Genomic DNA, 7,787 nt, shown 5'->3' on the forward strand with positions numbered 1-7,787 from the left:
CACGACGCTCTTCCGATCTGCGGCTTGCGGTTGCGGGTCACGGTACTCACGGCGGACGTGGCGGATTCAGGGTTCGGAGCGCCAGCGCCAGCGCCGGTTCGGATCATGCCGGAATCGCGCCCGGTCCCGCCGCCGGTTGTAACTCCGGTTGCAGTTCACAACAACCCCATACTGGATCCTGAACCCAGGATTTCAGCGTCTGATGAAACCTGTCCGCTGATTGATCCGTGGGGGCGGCGCGAGCCGGTTCTGGGTTGGCCGGTCCGTTTCGACCAACCCTCGGAACCATCCCCGGCGGCGGTGGCGGCGCATTCACCGGCGCTGGAATCCTTACCGGTTCCAGAGCAGCCGACTCCAACTCCGCCGCGCCCCGCAGCGCCCAGCCTGCTGGAAGCATCGCCCACTCCACGCCCCGCAGCGCCCATCCTATTAGAATCATCGCCGCCGCTTGGTCTGGATCAGCACACCTGGATTCCCCAGCAACCCGCTGTGTATCTGCGAGTGATAGGCATTGCCCTGCAACGGCTGTCGGTCTATGCGGCAGCGGGTATCAGCGACTGGCGGATCGGCTTTAGCCGCGCCGGCGGGCTGGTGCTGAGCGGGCATCCCGACGCTGCCGCCTGGTTGCGGGTAGACAGCGCCGACCGGCTGTTCGGGGATGTGGTGGGACTGGCGGCGCCGTTGGACTTGCCGGGGATCTGGCGACCGTTCCCGGATCTGGAACTGGAACTGGAGTTTCATACGGCGCCATCACCGATGACTACGCACTATCTGGGTTGGGTGCGGTTGCCGGTCGCGCTGTCACTGCCAGTACCGCGTGGGCGAGCGGTCAGCTTCGGACGTGGTTCCGAGGCGGACATTGCACCCCGCCTGCTGGCCGATCCCCGGGCGCTGCGCTGGGACGGCAACGCTAACAAAACGGTGGGTATCAACGCCGAGTATCTGGGGTTATCGCGGCGGCATTTGCTGGTGCAGGCCCGCCGCGACGACTGGTGGGTCCAGGTGGAAAGCCAGAATATGCCGGTCTATCAGTTGGCGGCATCGGGCGATCTGCTGGATGTACTCAATCCGGGACTTAATACCGCAACCACCGCCAAACCCGGTGAATTGCTGGTGGTGGGAGGGTATGTGCTGGCGTTAGGTGAGGTGGGATGAATGCGGGAGCATGCAAGTGAAGCGGGTGGTGAACTGGTTTTAAGCGGCAAACAATGCTTAGATGATCGTCCTTTCGCCAACTATTCGATGCTAAACCGCAATGGCTCAATACATTTTTACCATGAACCGCGTGGGCAAAGTTGTACCGCCCAAGCGGGAAATTCTCAAGGATATTTCGCTGTCGTTCTTTCCCGGCGCCAAAATTGGCGTACTGGGGCTGAATGGCTCTGGCAAATCAACCCTGCTACGAATTATGGCCGGGGTGGATGCTGATTTTCTCGGCGAAGCCCGCCCCCAGCCGGGGATCCAGATCGGCTTGCTGTCCCAGGAACCGCAACTCGATTCCACCAAGGACGTGCGCGGCAACGTTGAAGAAGCCGTCGCGCCGATCAAGCAGGCGCTGACCCGGCTGGATGAGGTGTACGCCGCCTACGCCGATCCGGATGCCGACTTCGATAAACTGGCCGCTGAACAGGCGGATCTGGAATCCTACCTCCATGCCACCGACGGCCATAATCTGGATCGCACTCTGGGCGTCGCCGCCGATGCGCTGCGCCTGCCGCCGTGGGAGGCCGATGTCAACCGGCTGTCTGGTGGCGAACGTCGCCGGGTGGCGCTGTGTCGGTTGTTGCTGTCCAAACCGGACATGCTGCTGCTGGACGAGCCGACTAACCACCTTGATGCGGAATCGGTGGCCTGGCTGGAACATTTTCTTCAGGATTATCCCGGCACCGTGGTGGCGGTCACTCACGACCGCTACTTCCTTGACAACGTGGCCGGCTGGATTCTGGAACTGGATCGCGGGCGCGGCATTCCGTGGGAAGGCAATTACTCGTCGTGGCTGAATCAGAAGGAACAGCGGCTGGAAGTCGAGGAGAAACAGGAGAGCGCCCGGACCAAGGCGATGAAAGCGGAATTGGAGTGGGTGCGTTCCAATCCCAAGGGTCGCCACGCCAAGAGCAAAGCCCGCGTGGCGCGATTCGAGGATCTGGAATCGCAGGAATTCCAGAAACGCAACGAAACCCAGGATTTGTACATTCCACCGGGGCCACGGCTGGGCGAATTGGTGATTGAGGCCACTGATTTGTGCAAGAGCTTCGGCGATTTGTTGCTGCTGGATGGCCTCAGTTTCAATCTGCCCAGGGGCGGGATTGTCGGCGTTATCGGTCCGAACGGTGCCGGCAAAACCACGCTGTTTCGGATGCTGGTTGGCCAGGAACAACCGGATAGCGGCAGCTTGCGGATTGGCGGCAGCGTCAAGCTGGCCTATGTCGATCAATCCCGCGACAGTCTCTCCGCCGATAAAACCGTCTGGCAGGAAATCTCCGAGGGGGCGGACATCATCACCATCGGCACCTATCAGATTAACTCGCGAGCTTATGTTGGGCGCTTCAACTTCAAGGGGCCGGATCAGCAGAAGTTCGTCAAGGATTTGTCCGGCGGTGAACGTAACCGGGTGCATCTCGCCAAGCTGCTCAGAAGCGGCGGTAATGTGTTGCTGCTGGACGAGCCGACCAACGATTTGGATGTGGAGACGCTGCGGGCGCTGGAAGAAGCGCTGCTTACCTTTCCCGGCTGTGCGGTGGTCATTTCCCATGACCGCTGGTTTCTGGATCGCATCGCTACCCACATTCTGGCCTTCGAGGGCGATTCAAAAGTGCTGTGGTTTGAAGGCAACTACGCCGATTACGAAGCGGACCGCAAGCGCCGCCTGGGCGTCGAAGCCGATCAGCCGCACCGGATTCGCTACCGCAAGCTGGCTTGAGGTAGCAATTTTTTGAATTGTGGCGCGGACTTCCAGCCCGTGTTCAGTTCGCTGGCTGGAAGCCCGTACCACAGTTGAAGCGAACGCCTTGTTAGATTACCGGATTTGTGCGAGAAGCCCCGTCCTTCAGGGTGGGGAGAATGTCAACAGGGTCACTATTTGGAAGGCTCGCATGGAACGAATCAACGTCACTCAAGCGTCGCGGCAATTTTCCGATCTGCTCAACCGCGTGTTTTATCAAGGGGTCAGTTTTGAACTGGAGCGTGGTAATAGAGTCATCGCCAAGTTGTGCCCCGCATCTGCACCCTGCAAGGTCGCGGTACGGGATCTCAACCGTCTGTTTGCGGAATTACCCAGGCTAAATGAAGGTGCTGAATCTTTCGCCCAGGATATTGACGCTATCCGTAAAGCCGCGTTGCCGGAGCAGGATTCATGAACGAAACCGAACTGCTGGATATTCTCGCTCGTGGTGAGGATAGTCGGCATCAATTCAAAGCCAATATCAGCAACATTGATGCGCTGGCTGCCGAGTTAGTGGCGTTCGCTAATTCCGGCGGCGGTGTGCTGATCATTGGCGTCAGCGATCTGGGCGAAGTGCAGGGATTAAGCGCTGCTGACATTAGCCGATTGAATCAATTGCTCTCCAATACGGCGTCCCAGTCAGTGCGTCCACCGATTCACCCGATTTCGCTGAATATCCGCACAGCGCAGAGTTTGGTGATGGTGATTCAGGTGCCGGAGGGTTTGAATCGGCCCTACACGGATGCACAGGGGCGGATTTGGGTGAAAAGCGGCGCGGATAAACGCCATGTCACCGCCCGCGAGGAAATGCAACGGCTGTTTCAGCAGGCCGGGCTGATTTATGCCGATGAAGTGCCAGTTGCATCAGCCACGGTTGCAAATATCGACCGTCCGGCGCTGGAAGAGTATTTTGAAAATCGTTATCGGCAACCTCTTGAAGAAACCGGCCCTTCTTTGGCGCGGCTGCTACAGAATATGGGGTTGGCGCGTGATGGCGTACTGACTCTGGCCGGCGTACTGTTGTTCGCTAAAAAACCGGAGCGATTTCGTCCAGCGTTTATGATTAAGGCGGTTGCTATCCCCGGTGGTGAGCTGCACGAAACACGCTATCTGGACAGTGAAGACATTTTTGATCGACTGGCGGGTCAGTATCAGCGTAGCTTGGCGTTTATCAAGCGCAATCTGCATCATGTCCAGGGTGATCAAGGCGTCAACAGTCTGGGCATTCTGGAAATCCCCGAAATCGTATTTCAGGAATTACTGGTCAATGCGTTGATTCACCGCGACTACTTTATCAGCGCTCCAATCCGGGTGGTGGTGTTCGCTGACCGAGTGGAGATCAGCAATCCAGGCCATTTACCGAATCATCTGAATGTTGAACAAATTCGCTATGGCCTATCGAATATGCGTAATCCCTTGCTGGCTTCCCATGCAACCCACCTCTTGCCTTATCGCGGGTTGGGCAGCGGCATTCCCCGTGCTCTTAACGCTTGTCCACGTCTTGAACTGGTAGATGATCGCATTGGCAATCAGTTCAAGGCGATTATTCCCCGACGGGCCCGCTGACGAGATACGTCATGCCATTTTAATTTTTCGATAATCTCTAATTCACGGACTAGGCAATCGGAGGAATGCATGATGCAACTGGTCGTTGAATATCCAGATGTGCTGCCGGATGCGCTGCGGGTCAGCCGCAATGAGTTTGAACAGGAGGCCCGGATTGGCGATGGCGGTCAAACTGTTCGAGTTAGGGCGCTTAACGAGTGGTCAGGCGGCGCAATTAGCCGGGTTGGAGCGTGTCGAATTCATCATGAATTTGCACCGGTATGGCGTCTCGCCCATTCAGGCAACGGCTGAAGAATTAGCCGAAGACTTCGCCAATGCCTGATTTGAATCGCCTGATCGTGATTGATACTTCGCCACTGCTGGCGTTGGGCGCGGCCTGTGGCGATTTTACGGCTTTGGGTTATCTGGCGAGGTGATCTCGCGGTTGTGGGTTCGGAGAATTTGGTTGGCTGACAAGGTCGCGGCGGAGGCGATTCGCCTTGCTGGTGAATGAGTTCAGTTGCGATAAAGCGGCAATTCAACCTATACAACAACTATAGCCTTCAAAACAATGGAGAACACGGATATATGCACATCGAAGTCGAACTGGACGATATTCACGCCGAACGTCTATTGCAGTTGCAACGTCAACTCCAGAAGCCACTGAAAGAGATTATTCCAGAAATACTGGCTAAAGCGATTGATATGGCGGTTCCTCAGGAGGAAGATTTTCAGGAAACGGAAGGTCAACGCATCTACCGCATCTTTGCGGAAGCGGGTCTCATTGGTTGTTTCGACGATGACGAAAATCTTTCGGTTGACTACAAGAAATATCTGTGGGGTAGCCCATTGTGATCATTGTGGATACTGGATTCTGGGTCGCATTTTTCAATCGAAAGGACACTCATTATCTTCAGGCCCGTGAATGTGTACTGCATCTACAGGAACCACTGATTACAACCCTGCCGGTCATTACGGAAACCTGCTATTTGCTGCAACACCGTGCTGGAACGCCCATTATGTTGGCTTTCGTGGGCACTCTCCGCCAAGGTGGAAGCCAGCTTTTCCAAATTCAGGATGCGATGATGGTGCGTATCGAAGAACTGATGTATCAATACGCTAATTTGCCCATGGATTTTGCTGACGCCTCGCTGGTGATTCTGGCTGAAGCGTTGGGACACGGACGGATTCTTTCTACTGATGAACGGGATTTTCAGACCTATCGCTGGAAAAACCATTATCCCTTTAAAAATCTGTTGCTAAAAGGTTAATCGTTGTAGGTTGAGGGTTGACGCAGTTAACTCAACTCTAGCTTTCAACGCTTCAGCAGATAATAACGTGTTGGGTTTCGATAAAGACGGCAACCCAACTTTGCATGATGGATATGGAACGTTGGGTTGCGATAAAGCCGCAACCCATCCTACTAAACTCAATCGGTATTGAGCTTTTGTAGGATGGGCAAAGCGAAGCATGCCCATCGAAAAGGTCTCAATCAAACAGGTAGGATACCGACACCCTCACGGTAAAGATATCCTGATTTATCTCTCCAGGTACTGCCCCCAATTTTTCCTCCTGTAAATTTTCCTGTGATCGGAACTGTGGGGCAGGCAGGTAAAATGAATATCACCTATTGAGATCAATGGGTTGGATTCAGTCAACGCCCTAGCCTGACGCTACCAACCCTCACCATCACAGGAAAATTTACAGGACCCAAAAATTTAAGGTTCTTCGACACTTTCTGTGGAGTGGATCCATCAGAGCAGGTTGCAGCTCGCTGAGCAGGCTGAATGCCAAACTTATATTTTTTAAAATCAATTAGTTATTTATAAGCCGCCAATTATAATTCTCATTTTTGAGACAGTACACCCTGGTTTCCACAAGAACCCTCGAAGAACCAAATTTAAATTCAGCTCTGTGCTAATTGGAGCAGGAACAACATTATCATGGAACCACCTATATCTGGATGCGTATGGGCAGATTGCTCCTAACGCTTCTGATGATTTTAGCGTACCCGTTCTGAATTATAACGAGAATTTTGATGGAGACCTGAAGGATTATTCTCTAGCTGCTGGTGTAGCTATTACGGATAATTTGGTCCTGTAAATTTTCCTGTGATGGCGAGGGTTGGTAGCGTCAGGCTAGGGCGTTGACTGAATCCAACCCATTGATCTCAATAGGTGATATTCATTTTACCTGCCTGCCCCACAGTTCCGATCACAGGAAAATTTACAGGAGGGAAAAATGGCTATTTACAGGTCGGCTCCGTGTCATAACCTAAATAGTAATAACCAGTCCATATGGGTTTGGCTTCATCTGCTTCGTTTGCCTGATAACGAATCCCCTCGCTCGTCATGCAATGTCCGAAGTGCTCTCTGCGGCCATCACTATCCAAGTCGGTGTACACCATACTCCGGGTTTGCAAAAGGGTTCCAGTAGGGCCAATAATTCCGATACCCACAATTCCCTTCAATTCTTTGTCCGCCGCTAGCGCATAAAACGCAATGCCGGGTTTAGCGTTGACTTCGCGACGATTCTCGGACAGTGGCTGGCAGGCTTTGAAATCGTCAGTAGCCACTGGTTTTTGGATGTAGGCGCGGATTATGCGCTGCCTTTTCCCGGTGAAAATAACAGTCACCGGGGTTTTGTTCGGTAATCCAGCACGGGTACTTACAAAGCAAGCGTCGTCTACCCAACCCAGCTTGGCGGAAAAATCAAATGGGCTTGATGGGTGTTGCGCCAAGGCTGTGATGGTGACTGCACACAGTCCTACCCACAGTCCAGCTAAACCGGTGGGGCGGAGGAGAATCAACGACATGGATTTAACCCCCCGTGTCTGACCAATGGGGAGCGTCGGTTGCCAGTTTCTTGACCCCATACGAGGCACCGACTTGATGCAGTTGAGTGTTCGCATTGGGATTATCCATAAAGGTCACCGCAATTGAGCTCCCATCCTTTTTCTTAATAGTGATGCTTCCATTCCATGTGATATACATGTCAATCGCCTTGCCGCTGATATGTCGGCTGTTTAGAGAGGGCGCGTTTGTGCTTTTAGGTGGGACAGCCAAGTTAAAACCGTTAACCATTTTTTGAGCGCCTTGCTTGCTAGCGGCCAAATTATCATGATCCCATTGGATGGGAACACCGGGTTCATCCAGAGGATCAGTGGGTTGGCACTTGCCTAAAGCAATTCTCCATGACCAGTGGAACAGATAGGCGGTTTTCTTATCGCGTTTAGTCATAGTGTAACTACCTACCCTCAAACGCCAGCCGAAGGGTATCGAACGGATTGATGCCGTTCAGT

General features: G+C 53.9%; 8 protein-coding genes and 1 pseudogene. 7 read left to right on the top strand and 2 right to left on the bottom strand.

The annotated features are described in order from the left end of the window. The 7 genes and pseudogenes from BN874_RS25045 to BN874_RS08055 all read left to right on the top strand — a co-directional run. Positions 1-1,155: pseudogene (locus tag BN874_RS25045) on the top strand (hypothetical protein); the annotation flags it as partial. 100 nt (positions 1,156-1,255) lie between these two features. Continuing rightward, complete coding sequence (gene ettA / locus BN874_RS08035; RefSeq protein ID WP_034431970.1) at positions 1,256-2,920, top strand: energy-dependent translational throttle protein EttA; 1,665 nt, start codon at positions 1,256-1,258, stop codon at positions 2,918-2,920. 172 nt (positions 2,921-3,092) lie between these two features. Next, complete coding sequence (locus tag BN874_RS08040; protein ID WP_034431971.1) at positions 3,093-3,356, top strand: hypothetical protein; 264 nt, start codon at positions 3,093-3,095, stop codon at positions 3,354-3,356. Continuing rightward, positions 3,353-4,507, top strand: a complete 1,155-nt coding sequence (locus tag BN874_RS08045; RefSeq protein WP_034431972.1) for an RNA/DNA-binding domain-containing protein — start codon at positions 3,353-3,355, stop codon at positions 4,505-4,507. Before BN874_RS08040 ends, BN874_RS08045 begins: the two co-directional genes overlap by 4 nt. Positions 4,508-4,667: 160 nt before the next feature. After that, positions 4,668-4,829, top strand: a complete 162-nt coding sequence (locus BN874_RS26170; RefSeq protein WP_081756232.1) for a UPF0175 family protein — start codon at positions 4,668-4,670, stop codon at positions 4,827-4,829. A 245-nt stretch (positions 4,830-5,074) separates the two neighbouring features. Next, the gene (locus BN874_RS08050; protein WP_034431973.1) at positions 5,075-5,341 is read left to right on the top strand and encodes a hypothetical protein; all 267 of its coding nucleotides are present in this window, start codon (positions 5,075-5,077) and stop codon (positions 5,339-5,341) included. Beyond that, positions 5,338-5,757 (top strand): type II toxin-antitoxin system VapC family toxin, encoded by a 420-nt coding sequence (locus tag BN874_RS08055; RefSeq protein WP_034431974.1) that lies wholly within the window; start codon positions 5,338-5,340, stop codon positions 5,755-5,757. The genes BN874_RS08050 and BN874_RS08055 overlap by 4 nt, the downstream gene beginning before the upstream one ends. 974 nt (positions 5,758-6,731) lie before the next feature. On the opposite strand, the gene BN874_RS08060 is transcribed toward BN874_RS08055, so the two are convergent. Together BN874_RS08060 and BN874_RS08065 are read right to left on the bottom strand one after the other, a co-directional pair. Next, complete coding sequence (locus BN874_RS08060) at positions 6,732-7,301, bottom strand: hypothetical protein (RefSeq protein WP_034431975.1); 570 nt, start codon at positions 7,299-7,301, stop codon at positions 6,732-6,734. A gap of 4 nt (positions 7,302-7,305) precedes the next feature. Further along, entirely contained in the window at positions 7,306-7,725 is a 420-nt protein-coding gene (locus BN874_RS08065) for a hypothetical protein (RefSeq protein WP_051497582.1), read from the bottom strand. Positions 7,726-7,787: the final 62 nt, after the last annotated feature.

The sequence above is a fragment of the Candidatus Contendobacter odensis Run_B_J11 genome (assembly GCF_000531125.1).
GTDB classification, from domain to species: domain Bacteria; phylum Pseudomonadota; class Gammaproteobacteria; order Competibacterales; family Competibacteraceae; genus Contendibacter; species Contendibacter odensensis.

Excerpts from the sequence above, each read along its gene's own strand:
- BN874_RS08040 (WP_034431971.1), top strand. The coding sequence starts at position 3,093 with ATGGAACGAATCAACGTCACTCAAGCGTCGCGGCAATTTTCCGATCTG.
- ettA (WP_034431970.1), top strand. The coding sequence starts at position 1,256 with ATGGCTCAATACATTTTTACCATGAACCGCGTGGGCAAAGTTGTACCG.
- BN874_RS08045 (WP_034431972.1), top strand. The coding sequence starts at position 3,353 with ATGAACGAAACCGAACTGCTGGATATTCTCGCTCGTGGTGAGGATAGT.
- BN874_RS08050 (WP_034431973.1), top strand. The coding sequence starts at position 5,075 with ATGCACATCGAAGTCGAACTGGACGATATTCACGCCGAACGTCTATTG.
- BN874_RS08065 (WP_051497582.1), bottom strand. The coding sequence starts at position 7,725 with ATGACTAAACGCGATAAGAAAACCGCCTATCTGTTCCACTGGTCATGG.
- BN874_RS26170 (WP_081756232.1), top strand. The coding sequence starts at position 4,668 with ATGGCGGTCAAACTGTTCGAGTTAGGGCGCTTAACGAGTGGTCAGGCG.
- BN874_RS08060 (WP_034431975.1), bottom strand. The coding sequence starts at position 7,301 with ATGTCGTTGATTCTCCTCCGCCCCACCGGTTTAGCTGGACTGTGGGTA.